Raw genomic sequence first — 17,603 nt, 5'->3', positions numbered from 1 at the left:
CGCAGCACCCGCACGCGCCTCGCGAGCGGGACCACGCGCGGGAAGGGCAGGCGTCAGACGCGGATGTCGAACTGCCGGAGCCGCTTCAGGTCGCGGGTGGTGGCCGAGGCCTGGAGCGCGAGCAGCTCGGCGTAGATGCCGCCCGAGGCGGCGAGCTCGTCGGGGGTCCCGATCTCGTCGACGCGACCGTCTCGCAGCGTGATGATGCGGTCGACCGAGGAGATGGTCGACAGGCGGTGCGCGATGATCAGCGTCGTCCGTCCGGCCATCAGCCGGTCGAGACCTGCCTGCACCAGGCGCTCGGACCGCGAGTCGAGGGCGCTCGTCGCCTCGTCGAGCACGAGCACGGGAGCGCCCTTGAGCATCGCGCGCGCGACGGCGATGCGCTGCTTCTGCCCGCCCGAGAGCTTGAGGCCGCGCTCGCCGATCTCGGCGTCGTAGCCCGCGGGGATGCGGGAGACGAACTCGTGGGCGCCCGCCGAGCGCGCGGCCTCGACCACCGCCTCGGGCGTCGCGTCGGGCGCGCCGTAGGCGATGTTCTCCCGGATCGTCCCCGAGAACAGCGCCGCCTCCTGGAAGACGACACCGATGCCCCCGCGCAGCTCCTCGAGCGGGAGGCTCGCCACGTCGGTGCCGTCGATGCGGATCTGCCCCTGGTCGGGCGAGTACAGCCGCAGCAGCAGGCTCACGAGCGTCGACTTGCCGCCGCCGCTCTCACCCACCAGCGCGACCCGCTCACCCGGGCGGATCGTGAAGCTCACGTCACGCAGCACAGCGTCGTCGTCCCCGTAGCCGAAGGACACGTGGTCGAACGCGACCTCGACCGGGGCGCTGGTCGCGCGGCCGGTGGGGGGCACGGGGGCGGGCAGCTCGTCGCGCTCGCCGAGCTCGGCCATGACCGCGAACCAGTCCCGGCTGCCCGCGATGGCGCGCTGTCCCGAGTCGACCACCATGCTCATCATGAACACCGGCTGGCGGGCCATCGTGACGAGCTGGATGAGCAGCACCATGACGCCGATGGTGAAGACCCCGCGAGCGGTCTGCACGAAGATGATCGCGAAGATCCCGAAGAAGATGACGTTGAGCGCCCCCCGCCGGGTCGCGTCCATGGTGTGCCAGTACCGCGACTGGGTGCGGGTGGTGCGCACCGTGCGCCGGTAGCGGTCGTCGAAGACCTCGAGCTCGCGGCGCTCCTGCACGAAGCTCTTGACGACCCGGATCTGCCCGATGACCTCGGCGAACCGGCCGCCCGCCACGTCGAGGTCCTGGTTCTTCTCGGCCTCGAGCACCTGCCAGCGGGCGCTCGTGATCGTCGTGAGCCACAGGAACACGGGGTAGATCACGGCGAGCAGCACGGCCAGCGGCCACGAGTAGTACGCCGTGATCGCGAGCACGGCGACGACCGTGAGGATCATCTGGAAGAACGAGTTCGCGAACATGTTCACGAATCCCGTGACCGACGTGATCGAGCGGGACAGCCGGTTGATCACGGTGCCGGTGAGCTCGTGGTCGTAGTACCGCTGCGGCAGCGCGAGCAGCTTGGCGTAGTACCGGCTCGACAGCGTGGCGCGCAGCCGGGCGGCCATGGTGTCCCCCAGGTACCCGCTGACGTTGGTCAGGACCGTGTTCGCCAGGTCGGCCGCGAGCAGCGCGGCGGCGAGCCAGACGACGGTCGCGATGCCCGACGCGTTCCCCTGCGTCAGGTCGACGACGTGGTCGGTCGCGGCCTTGACGATGAACGGTGTCAGCAGCCCCGTGCCGGCGACGGCGAGCGACGCGACGACGATCGCGGCATACGTGGGCCACAGATCCCGGGCGACCCCGAGGATCCGGATGATGCTTCGCACTGCTCTCGAGCTCCTTGCACGCGGGCACCCTTGCCGCCGACGACCTCGCGCTGGTCGGCGCTGCCCTGGACGGGGGTCACCCTACCCGCGCCCACCCGCGCCGCCTGCCGCGTCAGGTGGCGCGGTGCTTGCGGCCCGGTCGCCCGGTCTCGTGGCCCGTCATCACCCCGCGCCGCGCGCGCCAGGACATGACCGACCGCCACGACAGCGCCGAGAGCAGCGACGCGACGCTGAGGGCCGATCCGATCGACAGCACCGACGCCGCCGACCCGACCGAGCCGATCGAGAGCACCGACCCGACCGAGCCGATCGAGAGCACCGACCCTTTCGACCCGATGCTGAGCAGCGAGTCCTCGGAGCCGATCGACAGGCGGGACCTGGTGGGCGTCATGCTCCGATGATCCCTGCGGGACGCCCGGTCCACCAGTGCGGCGTCGGGAGACCGGGGTCCCTGCTCATGCGGGCTCCGTCTCCGGCTCGGCGGCGGGTGGCGCCGCCTTCGGGCGTGCGGGTTGGCCCGGGGCGGTGCGCGGCAGCCGTCCGGTGAAGAACAGCGCCGCGATCGAGATGAGCGCGGCGACGGCCAGCGCGGAGCGCAGCGCGTCGATCCGGGCGTCGTCGTTCACGTCGATGATCTGGGTGGCGGTGGCCTGGTCCACCCCGGCCTCGTCGAGGGCCGTCGTGAGCTGGTCCGTCGAGATGAACGGGACCCCGCTCGCCCACTCGGTGGTGGCCTGGCTCTTCACGGAGTCAGGGATGTCGGGGTTGTTCTGCACGCCGGAGATCGCAGCCGAGGTGAGCGTCGCGATGAGCACCGAGCCCACCAACGCGGTGCCGAGCGACGCCCCGAGGTTGGTCGCCGTGTTCTGCAGCCCGCCGACCTCGGCGCTCTGCGAGTCGGGGACCGCCGAGACCGTCACGGCGCCGAGCTGCGAGGACAGGGACCCGAGGCCCAGGCCCATCAGCACCATGGGGATCGCGACGACGCTTGCGTCGGCCGCCGGGCTGAGGCCGGCCACGAGCACGAGGATGCCTGCCGTCATGGTGAGCAGCCCGAACCGCACCACGCGGCGCGGGTTCGCGTGCGGCCAGATCCGGGGGATGCCTCCGGCCGCCACGAGCAGGGCGATGGACAGCGGGAACACCCGCAGCCCGGTCTCGACCGCCGAGAGGCCGAGGGCGACCGACAGGAAGAGCGGGACGCAGAAGAACACCCCGGCCTGCACCGTGAACTGCGCGAAGAACATGCTCAGGCCGCCCACGAGCTGCGAGTTGCGCAGCATCTTCGGGTCGAGCAGCGGTTCGCCGCCGGTGCGCTCGAGGTGGCTCTGCCAGCGGATGAACAGGTACGTCACCAGCGAGCCGACGACGATGAGCCAGATGACGGGCGACCCGCCGAACACGGTCGGTGTACCCGGGGTCGCGATCACCCACCCCCAGTCTCCCGAGCGCAGCACGCCGAAGACGACGAGCCCCAGGCCCACGACCGACAGCGCCGAGCCCACCAGGTCGAGCTTGAGCGGGTGCGGGGCGACGTCGGCGATGTGCCGCAGCAGCAGCAGGATGATCACCACGATCACGGCCTCGCCCGCGAAGACGTAGCGCCACGACGCGTAGGTCGTCACAGCCCCGCCGATCAGGGGCCCGGCGGCCACCGCCACCGCTCCGGCGGCCGCGATGAGCCCGTAGGCGGCGGCCCGACGCTCGGGCGGGAAGTTGGCGGCGACGAGCGCCACGATCGCGGGCATGATCAGCGCGGCGCCCATCCCCTCGAGCAGCGACCAGCCCAGCAGCAGCACGCCGAGGTTCGGGGCCAGCGACGTCACGGTCGAGCCGCACGCGTACACGATGAGGCCGATCGCGAACGCCCGCCGCCGCCCGAGGATGCTCCCGACCTTGCCGCCGGTGATCATGAGCGTGGCCATGACCAGCGTGTAGAGCGTGATCGCGGTCTGGATGCCGGTGATGGTGGTTCCGACGTCGGCCGCGACGGTGGCCATCGAGACGTTCATGACCGAGCTGTCGAGCGTCATGAGGAACTGGCTCGCGCCGAGCACGCCCAGGACGAGGCCCGTGTGCTGCTTCTTCGCCTCCGCCTGCGGTGGTGACCCCATGCGCCCGCCTTCGCCTACACCCCGCGCTGCACCGCGACGCGACCGTCGCGCTCGGCCTGGGCCAGCAGCGCGTGGTCACGCTCGGTCTGGTCTGCGTAGGCGACGGCGAAGTCGGCCATCGCGCGGTCGAGCACGTCGGACGGGCCGACGTACGCGCCGAGCGCGACCCGGTCGCCGGACCGCGCGTGGGCCCGCGCCAGGGTCCACCCGCACAGCTGCCCGAGGATCCCGAGGGTCGCGGGCGACTGCCGCTCGATGTCGGTCGAGAGCTTCCAGTCCCAGAGCTGACGCACGTAGAAGTCGCGGTCCGCGCCGTCGATGCCCTGGCTCGTGGTCCAGCCCAGGAAGATGTCCGAGCTCGCCTGCATGAGCCGTTGGCCCGCCACGACCCGCGCCCCGTGGTTGACGTACGCGCTGGCGCCCGCCGCCTCGGCGAGCACCGACTCGTTCGCCTCCTTGATCTGCAGCACGAGGGGGTCGGTCCCGTCGACGCCGAGCAGCAGCAGGACCCAGGCGCGCGTGCCCACGCTGCCGACGCCCACCACCTTGCGGGCCATGTCGACGTAGTGGAACTGCTCCAGCAGGTCCCGCCGGTCGGTGGGCAGCGTGCGCCGGTAGCGCCGGAACGCCGTGCCGATGACCTGCTCGAACGTGTCGCGGTCGGCGTCACCGAGCAGCTCGCCGATCGGCACCAGCAGCGGCGGGTCGGAGCGCAGCCGCGCCTCCCCGTGGTCGAGCCGGGTGAGCCGGCTCGACGCGAGGATGCTGTCCTTGCGCATGGCCTTGTCGACGCGCCGCTCGAGGCTGCGCACGACCTTGCGGCCGGCGTCCTGACCCCAGCGCGAGAGGATCGCCGCGAGGGTCATGCGCGTGTACCAGACCTCGAGGTTGCTGCGCTGCGCGAATCCCCGCACGGCCTGCCGGTACGCCCGGGACGTCCCCATGACCACCGCTCGCCGCTCGTCGTCGGTGAACCCGCGCTCGCGGCCCGCGAGCTCGAAGCTCACGACGAGCCGCTTCAGGTCCCACTCCCACGGGCCGGGGAGGGTCTCGTCGAAGTCGTTGAGGTCGAAGACCATGTCCCGCTCGGCCGAGGCGTACCCGCCGAAGTTCGACAGGTGCGCGTCACCGCAGAGCTGGACGCGCAGGCCCGAGATCGGGGTGTCGGCGAGATCGGCGGCCATGAGCGCGGCCGCGCCGCGGTAGAACGCGAACGGCGAGGCGAGCATGCGCCCGAAGTGGATGGGGACGAGCTCGGGCAGCCGGTCGTGCGTGCGCTCGACGAGCAGCTCGACCGGGTCGGGCCGGTCGGCTGCGGCCTGCCACCCGGCGTGGCTCGAGCGCGACGCCTGGGCCCGGGCCGCACGCCCACGCTCGACCCGTTCTGCGCGGCTCAGCCGGCCCACTCCCACGGGACCGAGCAGCGTGCTGCTGTCCCGGTCGTGACGAGCTGGTCTGCGTGCGGCATCGACATCGACCACGAGCCTCATGCTCCGCGCGGTCCCAGAGGTCCGCAACCGGGTGCGGGCGGGCCACGGCCCGCCGGGGTCGGCGACGGGAGAGCGAAGCGAGCAGCCCCCGGCCGCGGCGGACGCGCAGGGACGGACCTCGCACATCGGTACAGACGTGTCGGCGCCCGCCGCTACGCTGCCCCGGTGCTCAGCACCTGGTACCACTCCGCGGTCGCCCCGCGACTGGCCATCGCCCGCCTGCTGCCGACAGCCGGGGCCGGTCTCGTCGTCGGCGTGAGCCTCCTGAACCTGCTGCTCGGGCTGCTGCCCGTCGCGTTCGTCATCGCCACGAGCGTGGTCGTGGGCCAGGTGCCCGCGGCCGTCGCGGAGGGCCTCGGGTCGCCCGCGTGGGACTCGCTCGTGCGCGACTTCGTGCTCGCCGCCGCAGCGTTCTGCGGGCAGCAGGTCCTCGCCCCCGTCCAGACGGCGCTCGGGATGCGCGTCAAGCGCCGCGTCGACGGCAGGATGCGCGACCGGATGCTCGCGAGCACGCTGCGCTCGACGGGCATCGGCCCGATGGAGGACCAGACCACGCTCGACGCGCTGAGCGAGGCCACTCGGCAGCTCGACTCGGACTTCAACACGCCGGGCGACGCCTGCGCGGGGCTCCTCGCGCTGCTGGCCCGGTACGTGCGGCTCGTGGGCTTCGCCGTGGTCCTGGGGATCGTCTCGACGTGGTGGTCCGCGGCCGCGCTGCTCGTCGCGACGATGGTGTTCCGGTACGGGCAGCGCGGCGGCCTGCGCAAGTACTCGACGGCATGGCGCACCGTGGTCGGGGTCCGGCGGCGGGCGGAGTACCTGCGCGACGTGGCGATGGGCCCGGGCGCAGCCAAGGAGATGCGCGTCTTCGGGCTCAGCACCTGGTTCGCCGATCGGTACGCGGCGGCGACGGTGGAGATGCTCGCGCCCGTGACCGCCCGGCGCCGCGCGATCTACCTGCGTCCCTACCTGCTCTACACCGCGATCGGGCTCGGGCTCGGCGCAGCGGTGCTCGTCGATCTCGCCCGGGGGGCGGCGTCCGGTGACGTGACCCTCACGGGGCTCACGCTCGGGCTGCAGTCGGTCGTCGCCGCGCTGCTGCTGGGGGAGTACTACCCCGAGTCGGACGTCGCGACCCAGTACGGCATGCAGTCCGTCGCCGCGCTCGAGGAGTTCGAGGCTCGGATCGGGGCGGTCCAGGACCTCGGACGCACGGGCGGCGCCGCAGTGGCGCCCGAGAGCCCGCGCGTCGCGCTGCGGTTCGAGGGTGTCAGCTTCCGCTACCCGGGCAGCACCCGGGCGGTGCTCGACGGGCTGGACCTCGAGCTGCCGGCGGGGCGCAGCACGGCGATCGTGGGCGTCAACGGCGCGGGCAAGACGACGCTCGTCAAGCTCCTCACCCGCTTGCACGAGCCGACCGACGGCGTCATCACGTGCGACGGCACCGACATCGCCGACCTCGACGTGGCGGCGTGGCGTCGGCAGGTCAGCGTGATCTTCCAGGACTTCGTCCGGTACGAGCTGACCGCAGCGGAGAACATCGCCGTCGGCGCCGTGCACGTGCCCCGCACCGACGCCGCCGTGCGACGCGCCGCGCAGCAGGCCGGGATCCTCGACGCGCTCGAGCCGCTGCCCCACGGCCTCGACTCGCCGTTGTCGCGGGCCTACGAGGGCGGGGCCGACCTCTCCGGAGGGCAGTGGCAGCGCATCGCGATCGCACGGTCCCTGTACGCGCTGCAGGCCGGAGCGCGGGTCCTCGTGCTCGACGAGCCGACCTCGGCCCTCGACGTCCGCGCCGAGGCCGCGTTCTTCGACCGGTTCGTCGAGCTCACCCGCGGGGTCACCTCGGTCCTCATCTCGCACCGGTTCTCGAGCGTGCGTCGCGCCGACCACATCGTGGTGGTCGACCAGGGCCGGGTGGCCGAGCAGGGGTCGCACGAGCAGCTCCTGGCAGCAGACGGGCACTACGCGCGGCTGTTCCGGCTCCAGGCCGAACGGTTCGTGCCCGACGCCGAGGCCGACGCCACGGACACAGACGCAGCTCCGACCACAGACGCAGCTCCGACCACAGGGAGACGTCCATGAGGCAGACCGTCCGCGGCGCGAGCGAGCTCCTGCTGATCGCCTACCGGATCGACCCGGCCAAGCTCGTCCTCTCGCTCGCGCTCATGCTGCTGCAGTTCTCGGCGCTGCCGCTCGCTGCGCCCGCGCTCGCCGCCCTCACCGACGCCGCCGTCGCGGGGGACGCCCGGGGCGCGAGCATCGCGGGTGTGACGGTCGCGGCGCTCGTGATCGCGTCGCTCACCGCGGGGCACTTCGCGCACATCTACTACTTCGAGCTGGGCGACCTCGCGGTCATGCGTCTCGAACGCGAGCTCATCGAGCTGTCGAACGACTCTCCGGGGCTCGAGCACCATGAGCGCGCCGACTACGCCGACAAGCTCCAGGTGCTGCGCACCGAGCTGCACCGTTCGGGCTGGGGCTCGATGCAGGCGCTGCTGTCGAGCCTCGGCCTCGGCGTCGCGGCCGTCATCACGGCAGTGCTGCTCGCCGGGCTCAACCCGTGGCTCCTGACCCTGCCCGTCGCGGCCCTGCCCCCGCTGCTGCTCGGTCGCCGCGCGGAGTCCGTGGTCGCGCGGTCGCGTGACGATGCCGCGCTGGACAACCGCCGGGCGCGGCACCTGTTCACGCTCGCGGCCGACGCGGGCCCGGCCAAGGAGCTGCGGGTGTGCGGGCTCGAGGGCGACCTGCGGGCCCGGCACGCGGCTGCCTGGTCGCACGCCACCTCGACGCTGTGGCGCGGCGAGGTCCGGGCGAGCGTGCTCCGGGTCGCGGGCCAGCTCGTGTTCGCGGTCGCCTACGTCGCGGCCACCCTGCTCGTGGTGCGCGACGCGGTCGCGGGCCACCGCACGGTCGGCGACGTCATCCTGGTCATCACGTTGGCGGCGCAGGTGAACGCGCAGGTCACGTCCACGGTCACGATCCTGCAGCAGCTGCAGCGCACGGCCCGCACCATGGCCGACCTGGCGTGGGTGCGCGCGCTGGTGCGTCCACGGCCCGTGCCCGGCCTCGCGGCGCCGCTGCCCGCCCCGGACGCGATCCGCACCGGGATCACGTTCGAGGGGGTCGCGTTCACCTACCCGGGGACCGACCGCCCGGTGCTCACCGACGTCGACCTGACGCTGCCGCCGGGCACGACCGTCGCGATCGTCGGCGAGAACGGCGCGGGCAAGACGACCCTGGTCAAGCTGCTGTGCCGGTTCTACGACGCGACGGCCGGGACGGTCGCCGTCGACGGCACCGACCTGCGCCACCTCGACGCGGACGCGTGGCGGACGCGGGTCGCCGCCGGGTTCCAGGACTTCTCCCGCTTCGAGCTGCTCGCCCGGGAGAACGTGGGCGTGGGTCACCTGCCGGACCTCGGCTCGGACGACGCGGTCCGCGCCGCACTGGGGCGCGCGCACGCCGAGGGTGTGCTCGACCGGTTGGACCACGGGCTCGACTCGCAGCTCGGAACGACGCACAGCGACGGCGCGCAGCTCTCGGGCGGCCAGTGGCAGAAGCTGGCGCTGGGCCGCGCGATGATGCGTGAGGCGCCGCTGCTGCTCGTGCTCGACGAGCCGACGTCGGCTCTCGACGCTCAGGCCGAGCACGAGCTGTTCGAGCGCTACGCCGAGAACGCGCGCCGGGTCGGTGAGCTCACCGGGGCCATCACGCTGCTGGTCTCGCACAGGTTCTCGACCGTGCGGATGGCCGACCTCATCCTGGTGGTCGACGGCGGGCGCATCGCCGAGCAGGGCTCGCACGAGGAGCTGGTGGCCCGCGGCGGCCTGTACGCCGAGCTGTTCGACCTGCAGGCCGCCGCGTACCGCTGAGGTCGGTGGGTGATCGGGGGGTCTGTCGAATCCCAAAGGTCCCAGGTCTGGGTTCCCATGGAGTCGTAATCTGCGGGTAAAGAGTGCAGTGCGCGCGATCGCTGCCGATGTGGCCCCGACACAGCCTCTGCCGCCCGTCAGCATGTCCGACGAAGGAGTAGCCGTGAGCCGATCCCTGGACAGCGTGACCCTGCCCGCCGACGTGCGGGCTGCTCTCGACGCGTGCGCGAGCGTCGTCGTCCCGAGCACGCGCGCAGAGCTCTACCAGCTGGCCCTCGGCCCGGAGGGCGGTCCCCGCTTCTCGGTCGACTACGACGTGAACGGCACACCCGTCACCGAGGCCACCGTCGTCCGCGGCAAGAACGGCATCGCCGTCAACTACCCCGAGGACTACATGCGCCGTCGGGACCCCGACTGCATGCGCGTCGCGGACGACCTGCCGACCGACAAACCGCGCTACCGCGACGTCTTCGGCTCCGAGTTCGCCCCCGTCAAGGCCGAGACGCTCGAGTGGCTCTCGCAGCAGGAGCTCGCTGTCGTGCCGTTCAAGGCCGGCGGCCTCACGCACGGCTACCCGTCGCTCGCGATCTGCCCGGTCAACTCGGCGTTCTTCGCGCTGACGCTCGTGGACCTGCAGGGGTGGGTCACGCTCGACGAGATCGGGCCGTTCACGCCCCGCTCGATCGTGTACGTCGCACCGCCGTTCCGGCACACCCACTTCGACGGCCGCCAGGTCGTGGTGCACGACCGCACGGACACGCTGCACGAGGTGTTCGCGTACAACCTCTACCCGGGACCCAGCGCCAAGAAGGGCGTGTTCTCGGTGCTGCTCGACATCGGCGAGCACGAGGGCTGGGTCACGGCCCACGCGTCGTCGGTGCGCGTCACGACGCCGTACGAGAACGAGACCGTGATCATGCACGAGGGCGCCTCGGGCGGCGGCAAGTCCGAGATGTACCAGGAGATGCGCCGCCGCGAGGACGGCCGCATCCTGCTCGGCACCAACGTGGTGAGCAACGAGCCCTACGTCATCACGCTCAGCGAGACGAGCGCGCTCGCGCCGGTCACCGACGACATGACGCTGTGCCACAAGGACCTGCAGCGCGGTGACGGCAAGCTCGTCGTGGCCGACGCCGAGGACGGCTGGTTCGTGCGCGTCGACAACATGCTGGAGTACGGGCAGGACGTCGCGTTCGAGCGCGCCTGCATCCACCCCGACGAGCCGCTCGTCTTCTTCAACATCCAGGGCGTGCCCGACGCGACGGTGCTGCCGTGGGAGCACACGCTCGACTCGAACGGCAAGCGGTGCCCGAACCCCCGCGTGGTGATCCCGCGCAGCCAGATCCGCAACGTGGTGAACGAGCCCTCGGCCGTGGACGTGCGCACGTTCGGCGTCCGGATGCCCGCGTGCACCCGGGAGACGCCGTCCTACGGGATCATGGGCATGACCCACGTCGTGCCGCCGTCGCTCGCGTGGCTGTGGCGTCTGATCGCCCCGCGCGGCGACAAGAACCCGTCGATCGGCGAGAGCAAGGCCGCGACCGACAAGCTCGCGCACGGCGGCATGGTCGCCGAGGGGGTGGGCTCGTACTGGCCGTTCTCGACGGGCACCAAGGTCGCTGCCGCGAACCTGCTGCTCACGCAGCTGGTCGAGGCCTACCGCACGCGCTACGTGCTGACCCCGAACCAGCACATCGGCGCGTACAAGGTGGGCTTCGCCGCCGAGTGGATGACGCGTGAGTACCTCGCGCGTCGCGGTGGTGGCCGGATCCGTGAGAACGAGCTCGTCGCGGCGCGCTGCCCGCTGTTCGGCTACACGCTCAAGGAGATGAAGATCGACGGGCAGCTCGTGCGGCCCACGTTCCTGCGTCCCGAGCAGCAGTCGCAGGTGGGCGAGGAGGCGTACGACGCGGGCGCCAAGATCCTCACGGACTTCTTCAAGAGCGAGCTCGCCCAGTTCCTCACCGACGACCTCGACCCGCTGGGCCGCAAGATCATCGAGGTCTGCATGCGTGACGGTTCGATCGAGGAGTACGCGGAGCTCACGCCGCTGTACATCTGAGCCGGTACATCTGAGCCCCTCGTCCCGCCGCACGGTGCGTGTGCGGAACGAGGTCCCGGTGGTGCGGGAACGGCGGTCTGGTGCGGTGGCGCCAGGCCGCCGACGCACGTCCGGGTCGCGGCTCGGCCCGGAACTTGCTGCACTGGGGAGGGCGGGCCACCCGGCACCGGGCGTGCCGCCCTGCTGACCAGCGGGAGGGCTCATGTGTCGTCTGTTCGGGATGCACGCCGGCGCGACCCCGGCACGGGCGACGTTCTGGCTGCTCAGCGCCCCTGACAGCCTGGCGCAGCAGAGCCGCAAGGAGGCCGATGGCACCGGGGTGGGGGTGTTCGGGCCGGACGGTCATCCTGTCGTCGACAAGCAGGCGCTCGCCGCGTACGAGGACCGGCAGTTCGCCGCCGAGGCGCGCGACCTGGAGAGCCGGACGTTCCTGGCGCACGTGCGCTACGCGAGCACCGGGGCCGACGCGCCCGTCAACACCCACCCGTTCGAGCAGGACGACCGGCTCCTGGCCCACAACGGTGTGCTCGAGGGCCTCGACGTGCTCGACGCGCGGCTGCGCGAGCTCGACGTCATGGACCTGGTGCACGGGGACACCGACAGCGAGCGGATGTTCGCGCTGATCACCGCCATGGCGCGTCGCAACGGCGGCGACGTGGGCGCGGCCGTCGTCACGGCGGTCACCTGGATCGCGGAGAACATCCCGGTGTACGCCGCGAACCTCCTGCTCGCGACCGCGACCGACGTGTGGGCCCTGCGCTACCCCGAGACCCACCCGTTGTACGTGCTGCAGCGCGGGTTCAGCGGGTCCCGCGAGGTCGCCGGGCAGGCCGCGTTCGAGGCGAGGACCGAGCGCATCAGCGTGCACAGCGAGACCCTCGGGGGCAGACCCTCCGTGGTGATCGCGACCGAGCCGATGGACGACGACCCGGGGTGGCGTCTCATGGGCGCGGGCGAGCTGCTGCACGTGACCGAGGCGCTCGAGGTGCACAGCAGCGCGCCGCTGCCCGCGCAGCCGACGCACCCGCTCACGCTCAAGGACCTGGCCCCGCAGGCCGCCGCGTCCCAGCGGCCGAAGAAGGAGCCGGTCTGACGCCGTCCGGGTCTCAGTCCACCCGGGTCTCAGTCGACCTCGGTGGCCGACTCCCTCAGGGTCTGCGCGCTCGTCCGGGGCGCCAAGGGGTACAGGTCCTCGGACCAGTCGGTCAGCACGATGCTCCCGTCGTCGGGGAAGCCGGGCAGCAGGGTGAGCCGCGCGACGAGCTCGGCGATGCGCGGCGCGCCCCCGTCGAGGGTGATCGCCTCGCCGCCCGCGAGCAGGTCGACGAGCAGCGGCGGCTCGCCGTCGTCGCCGCCGATCGCGAGCTGCCCCATGGAGGGGTCGATGCTGTCGGGCGGCGTGGGCCTCCACGTCGCCTCGGGCCACGCCTCGTAGAGCAGCGCGAGCACGGTGTCGGCGTCGAACGTGTACGGGCCGTCGACGACGGCCACCATCACCTCGGCCATGAGCGTCACCTCGTCCTCGCGGTCGACCGGACCTCGCTGATCCCAGTGTCCGTCACACCCGCCCGACCGGCACGCGAGCGCCGCGTGGTCCGTCGCGAGCCTCGGCGTGGGGGAGGCGGCTCGGGGTCGCGCGGGTAATCCACCCACGGAAACTCTTCGCAGAGCCCCCTGGGGCTGCCACACTGCTGGGACCAGTCGGGGGGCAAAGGGGGCCTATCGTGACAGACCTTCCAGGGAGGTATCGACCTTCGTTGCGCTGGGACGTGCCGGCTCCGCTCAACCTGAGCACCCGCGAGATCCTCGCGGAGAGCCTGGACGCCGTCTTCAGCGACGAGGACAGCCCGCGCCCGCGCCCCGTGATCCGGACCGACGTGCAGATCGTCGTGGTCGACCTCGCGACATCGTTCGCCCTGGTCGCCCACTTCAGCGCGGCGCCCCCCCACGAGCGCACCCGGGTCGCCGACGTGATCTTCGACGTGAACGACGCGCTCGCGGTCTCGGGGCTGCCCGCGGCCACGGGGCCCTGGGAGATCGTCGTCGGGTCGGCCGAGGTCCGGCAGGGATACAAGGCCCTCGACCTCGACGACCCGTGCTGGTCCGCGGTCGACTGAGCGACTGAGCGAGCGAACGAGTCGCCGGCGCCGCCGCCGGCGACTCCCTGCTGCGACTAGGCCTGGGGCTCGTCGACCGACGGTCCGCCGAGGGGGTTCGTGGTGGTCCCGGTCTCCGCCGCGTTGCCGTCGGCAGCCAGCGGGAAGGCGTCGTAGTAGGTGCGTACCCGTCGGGCGTCGGCGGGGGTCTCGCCACGCTCCGCCCGGGCCCGGCTGAGGCTGACGTAGCGGTCGATGGTCGAGGAGACCTCGGCGTTGAGGGCGGTGGTCTCCTCGGGCGTGAGGTCGGCCGTGCTCTGCCTGTGCACCGACGAGGTGAGCCACTCGCCCGGGAGCTGGAGCGCGCGGGAGAACCAGTCGTCGAGAGCCTCGGCGCGGGTGCGCGCGACCGAGTGCAGCATGCGCGTCACGGCGGGGGTCATGGTCGGGTCCTCGGTGCTGAGCCTCGCGCCGTCGACGGCGAACGGCCTGGACCGCCACCACCTCTCGCGGCCCTTGCCCCGGGCGGGGTCGTCCTCGATCAGGCCGTGCTTGGCGAGCTGACGCAGGTGGTAGCTGGTCTGGCCCGTGCTCTCGCCCAGGTGCTGCGCGAGCTCGGTGGCGGTCGCGCTGCCGTGGTCGTTGAGGTACTGGATCATCCGCAGCCGCAGCGGGTGCGCGTACGCCTTGAAGGCGGATGCGTCGATCGACTCGCTCTGGCGAGATGCGTCCTCAGGGTTGCCAACAGACATCTGCATACCTATCTTTGCAAAGAAACCTCTGCATAGGTTCCTCTTCTCAGGGTATCGGAGACCGTAGATGTCCACCTCGACCGCAGCCCGCGAACCGCTCGGCCCGCGATTCGCCCACCTCGTCACCTTCAGCGGCCTGTCCAACCTGGCCGACGGCCTGATCCTGGTCGGCCTGCCGCTGCTCGCGCTGACGCTGACTCGTTCGCCGGTGCTCATCTCGCTGATCAGCGCGTTCTTCACGCTCCCGTGGCTGCTCCTGTCGCTGCACGTCGGGGTGCTCGTCGACCGTACGGACAGGGTCCGGCTGGTGCTGCTGGCCACGCTCGCGCGCGTCGTCGCGCTCGTGGTCGCGGCCGTGCTCGCCACGACCGGTCGGCTCACGATGCCCGCGCTGCTCGCCCTCGTGCTCGTCTTCGGCATCGCCGAGGTGGTCGCGGACTCGGCCTCGAGCGTGCTGGTGCCCGCCGTGGTCCCGCGTTCGCGGCTCGGCGCCGCGAACAGCAGGATGCTGGGCGTCCAGCAGCTCGCCAACTCGTTCCTCGGCGCGCCCCTCGCGGGTGCAACCCTCGCGCTCGGCGCCGGCTGGTTGTTCGGGGTGCCTGCAGCGTTGTGCGGCCTCGCCGCGCTGGTCGTCGTGCGCGGTCTGCACGGGCGCGTCCACGTCGTGCGGCCCGTGCGGCCGGGCGCCTCGATCGGCGGCGACCTGCGCGAAGGGCTGCGGTTCCTGTGGTGGCACCCGGTGATCCGCCCGTTCCTGGTGACGAGCACGGTGCTGAACTTCTGCTCCTCGGCGTACTTCGCCGTGCTCGTCCTGTGGGTCGTGGGCCCGGGCTCGTTCCTCGGTCTCACGTCGCGGTCGTACGGGCTCCTCGCGGCCGTGCTCGCCGTCGGGGCGCTGGTGGGCGCGGTGCTGGCCGAGCCGCTGCTGCGACGGGTCGGCGAGGCTCGCCTCATCACGACCTCGTGGTTCTTCAACTCGGGGCTGCTGCTGGTCCCCGCGCTCGTCCGCGACCTGCGACTGGTCGTCGCGGCGCTCGCGCTCGTCGGGTTCAGCAACATGGTCGGCAACGTGGTCTCGCAGACCATGCGCCAGCGTCTGGTCCCCGAGCGACTGCTCGGACGCGTGGGTGGTGCCTCGCGGGTGCTGGGCTACGGGTGCATGCCCATCGGTGCGGCGCTCGGCGGTGTCGTGGGCCAGGTGTTCGGGCTGCCCGCGGTGCTGGTCACGGGCCCGGTCGTCTCCGTGCTCTTCGTGGCCTGGGCCGCCTGGAAGGTCCCGCAGCGCGTCGTCGACCAGGCGGACGCGGCCCTCGCGGCCGACATCGAGGTCGACTCTGAGGTCGAGCCTGAGGTCGACGCCGGCGTCGCGGGCGTCACCGGTTGATGCCGGCCGAGGTGGGCGTCGTCGGGCTGGGGGAGGGCCCGGGGCGAACTCCCTGCTCCGTGCCGGGTCGCGACGCGCTGCCCGACCCGGCGGTCGACGGGGTCCGGACGCCCGCCGTGCCCGCCGTGCCCGCCGTTCCTGCCGAGCCCGGGGAATCGGCGAGGTCGGGGGTGGCCGTCGCCGACGGCGCCGAGAAGTCGGGAGCGGTCGTGAACGACACCGTGGCGAGGTCGTCGTCGGTCAACAGGGCGGAGGTGGTGGCGGCGACCACCGGCCCGGCGAGCGCCGCGACGGCCAGCAGACCTGCCGCGACGAGCCGGGCGCGGCCGCGCCGGGAACGGTCAGCGTGCCGACGGTCCGTGCCGGTCGGCGCGAGGACGCTCGTCGTCAGGTCAGTCGAGGAGGAGCGCATCGTCCGCCGTCCTCGCGCCGGTGTGTCCTGCTGGTGCGGGGTCCGTAGCAGCGGTGCGCCGTGCCGACCGGTCGCGCAGCAGGGCCATGAGCTCCATGGCAGCGAGCGAGGCCAGCGGAGGTGCCAGCATGACGAGCCGGCCCGTCGCGGACCCGGTCCACTCGAGCACCCACCCCCAGCGCGGGTACACGCCCAGCACGACGCCACGCACGCGCGAGAGCGGGGTGGCGTCCGGGTCCGGCTCGGCGTTCGCGTCCCCCTTGGTCACCACGTACGGCCGGGTCGTCGCGGAGCCTGACCCGTCGACCGACTCGACCATGCGCCCGGTGACCTCGTCCTGGCGCATCACCGGCATGTAGTGCAGCGACACGATCCGGTGCGTCACGAGGTGGTCCGAGCCGGGTGGCCAGAACGAGACCACCTGACCGACCTTGAGCTGCGACGGGTCGGTGATGTGGCGCATGACCACGGCGTCGCCCGCGTCGAACCCGCCCGAGCGCGCCCCGGACATCGAGCCCGACGTGACGACCAGCACCCGCTGGTGGTGCAGCGAGAACCACAGCGGCACGCCGAGCGAGGTGGCGTAGGCGAGCGAGCAGACCGCGACCACCGTCCACAGCGCGGCCGTCACGGCGCGGAACCATCCGGGGGCACGCTCGGTGCGGGCTCCGCGTCCGGCGTCGGTGGTCTCGGACAGCCGTGGTCCGACGCCCACCTGGTGCCACCGTGCCGAGAGGTCGCGCTCGCCCCACGGCGTGGGCACGCCGTCGGTGCTCCAACGCTGCGTCGCCGGTGCCGCGGGGTACGTCGGCGCACCGACAGGCGTCGAGGACTGTCGGTGCGCGTCTCCCCGGAGGGCGCGGGCGATCCCCACCATGTGTCGTGGCCGCCCGGTCAGGGGTTGTTGGTCGTCTGCTCGGCGTCGAGGCGGAGCGTGAGGTCGGCGGACGTGGACTGGAGCGCGTCGGGCGTGTCGAGCGGCAGGTCGACGCGCACGCAGAGCTGCTCGGAGCCCTCGACCGCGAGGAGCACCCGGTCGCCGGTCTGCTGACCCGTGGCCATGTCTCCCACGAGCGTCGCGAGCCCGTTCGTCGAGAGCGGCCCGGTGCCGACCTTCGTGCCGGCCGAGCCGAGCAGCCGGTCCGCGGACGCGGTGTCGGTGGCCGCCTTGGTGCAGGTGTCCAGCGCGTACACGCGCAGCTGCAGCCACTCGGTGAGCAGGGCGTCCACGCCCGGCGTCGTGTCGGCCGCCTCGTAGCGGACCGAGTACCGGTAGGCGAGCGTGCCCGTGTTCTGCACCGTGAGCGGGGCCACGAGCGTGTCGCCGGGGGCGAGCCCCGAGGCCGGGACGGCGAACGTCAGGTCGCCCGCGGTCAGGTCGACCGAGCCCGTGCTGATCTCGGCCGCGTCGACCGTCTTGTTGTCGGTGAAGACTGCGGCGGTCGCGAGCGTCGCGACGCCCGTGCCGGCCAGGACGAGGATCGCCACCGAGCTGATCAGGCGTCGACGTCGGGCGACGTCGTGGCGCGGGGGAGCGGGGTCGATCATCTCCTGGAGGAGCTCGTCCATCA

At 72.4% G+C, this 17,603-nt stretch carries 15 protein-coding genes; 6 read left to right on the top strand and 9 right to left on the bottom strand.

The window, feature by feature from the left end:
- Window positions 1-53 precede the first annotated feature (53 nt).
- From ACGIF2_RS15475 to ACGIF2_RS15460, 4 genes are all read right to left on the bottom strand, one after another.
- On the bottom strand, window positions 54-1,847 hold the full coding sequence (locus tag ACGIF2_RS15475; protein WP_396047051.1) for an ABC transporter ATP-binding protein: 1,794 nt from the start codon (window positions 1,845-1,847) through the stop codon (window positions 54-56).
- Window positions 1,848-1,959: 112 nt separating this feature from the next.
- A complete protein-coding gene (locus tag ACGIF2_RS15470) occupies window positions 1,960-2,238 on the bottom strand; it encodes a hypothetical protein (protein ID WP_396047052.1) in 279 nt (92 codons plus the stop codon).
- A gap of 64 nt (window positions 2,239-2,302) precedes the next feature.
- Window positions 2,303-3,961 carry an MFS transporter gene (locus ACGIF2_RS15465; protein WP_396047054.1) on the bottom strand — a complete coding sequence of 553 codons (1,659 nt, stop codon included), beginning with the start codon at window positions 3,959-3,961 and terminating at the stop codon, window positions 2,303-2,305.
- Between the two features lie 14 nt (window positions 3,962-3,975).
- Window positions 3,976-5,442, bottom strand: coding sequence for a DUF2252 domain-containing protein (locus ACGIF2_RS15460; protein ID WP_396047055.1), 1,467 nt, complete (start codon window positions 5,440-5,442; stop codon window positions 3,976-3,978).
- 174 nt (window positions 5,443-5,616) lie between these two features.
- On the opposite strand from ACGIF2_RS15460, the gene ACGIF2_RS15455 reads away from it, so the two are divergent.
- The 4 genes from ACGIF2_RS15455 (at window position 5,617) to ACGIF2_RS15440 (ending at window position 12,481) form a co-directional block, all read left to right on the top strand.
- On the top strand, window positions 5,617-7,536 hold the full coding sequence (locus tag ACGIF2_RS15455) for an ABC transporter ATP-binding protein (RefSeq protein WP_396047056.1): 1,920 nt from the start codon (window positions 5,617-5,619) through the stop codon (window positions 7,534-7,536).
- Window positions 7,533-9,326, top strand: coding sequence for an ABC transporter ATP-binding protein (locus tag ACGIF2_RS15450; RefSeq protein WP_396047057.1), 1,794 nt, complete (start codon window positions 7,533-7,535; stop codon window positions 9,324-9,326). The genes ACGIF2_RS15455 and ACGIF2_RS15450 overlap by 4 nt, the downstream gene beginning before the upstream one ends.
- Window positions 9,327-9,489: 163 nt before the next feature.
- Window positions 9,490-11,388: a DUF4914 family protein gene (locus tag ACGIF2_RS15445; RefSeq protein WP_396047058.1), complete on the top strand. Its 1,899-nt coding sequence runs from the start codon at window positions 9,490-9,492 to the stop codon at window positions 11,386-11,388.
- A gap of 202 nt (window positions 11,389-11,590) precedes the next feature.
- On the top strand, window positions 11,591-12,481 hold the full coding sequence (locus ACGIF2_RS15440) for a class II glutamine amidotransferase (protein WP_396047059.1): 891 nt from the start codon (window positions 11,591-11,593) through the stop codon (window positions 12,479-12,481).
- Window positions 12,482-12,510: 29 nt separating this feature from the next.
- Here the strand turns inward: ACGIF2_RS15440 and ACGIF2_RS15435 are convergent, their stop codons facing one another.
- The gene (locus tag ACGIF2_RS15435; RefSeq protein WP_396047060.1) at window positions 12,511-12,894 is read right to left on the bottom strand and encodes a hypothetical protein; all 384 of its coding nucleotides are present in this window, start codon (window positions 12,892-12,894) and stop codon (window positions 12,511-12,513) included.
- Window positions 12,895-13,145: 251 nt separating this feature from the next.
- Between ACGIF2_RS15435 and ACGIF2_RS15430 the strand changes: the two genes are divergently transcribed.
- A complete protein-coding gene (locus ACGIF2_RS15430) occupies window positions 13,146-13,505 on the top strand; it encodes a hypothetical protein (protein ID WP_396047061.1) in 360 nt (119 codons plus the stop codon).
- 56 nt (window positions 13,506-13,561) lie between these two features.
- On the opposite strand, the gene ACGIF2_RS15425 is transcribed toward ACGIF2_RS15430, so the two are convergent.
- Complete coding sequence (locus ACGIF2_RS15425) at window positions 13,562-14,242, bottom strand: ArsR/SmtB family transcription factor (RefSeq protein WP_396047062.1); 681 nt, start codon at window positions 14,240-14,242, stop codon at window positions 13,562-13,564.
- A 61-nt stretch (window positions 14,243-14,303) separates the two neighbouring features.
- Between ACGIF2_RS15425 and ACGIF2_RS15420 the strand changes: the two genes are divergently transcribed.
- Entirely contained in the window at window positions 14,304-15,620 is a 1,317-nt protein-coding gene (locus ACGIF2_RS15420) for an MFS transporter (RefSeq protein ID WP_396047064.1), read from the top strand.
- Here the strand turns inward: ACGIF2_RS15420 and ACGIF2_RS15415 are convergent.
- The 3 genes from ACGIF2_RS15415 to ACGIF2_RS15405 form a co-directional block, all read right to left on the bottom strand.
- Window positions 15,610-16,032: a hypothetical protein gene (locus ACGIF2_RS15415; protein ID WP_396047066.1), complete on the bottom strand. Its 423-nt coding sequence runs from the start codon at window positions 16,030-16,032 to the stop codon at window positions 15,610-15,612. The two genes, ACGIF2_RS15420 and ACGIF2_RS15415, sit on opposite strands and share 11 nt — an antisense overlap.
- Entirely contained in the window at window positions 16,013-16,795 is a 783-nt protein-coding gene (locus ACGIF2_RS15410) for a signal peptidase I (RefSeq protein WP_396047068.1), read from the bottom strand. Before ACGIF2_RS15410 ends, ACGIF2_RS15415 begins: the two co-directional genes overlap by 20 nt.
- A gap of 131 nt (window positions 16,796-16,926) precedes the next feature.
- The gene (locus ACGIF2_RS15405; protein WP_396047069.1) at window positions 16,927-17,601 is read right to left on the bottom strand and encodes a hypothetical protein; all 675 of its coding nucleotides are present in this window, start codon (window positions 17,599-17,601) and stop codon (window positions 16,927-16,929) included.
- Window positions 17,602-17,603 lie beyond the last annotated feature (2 nt).

Source organism: Cellulomonas sp. P22, from assembly GCF_044392165.1.
The sequence above is the reverse complement of the archived record's forward strand: the minus strand, read 5'-3'. Positions and strand labels throughout refer to the sequence as shown.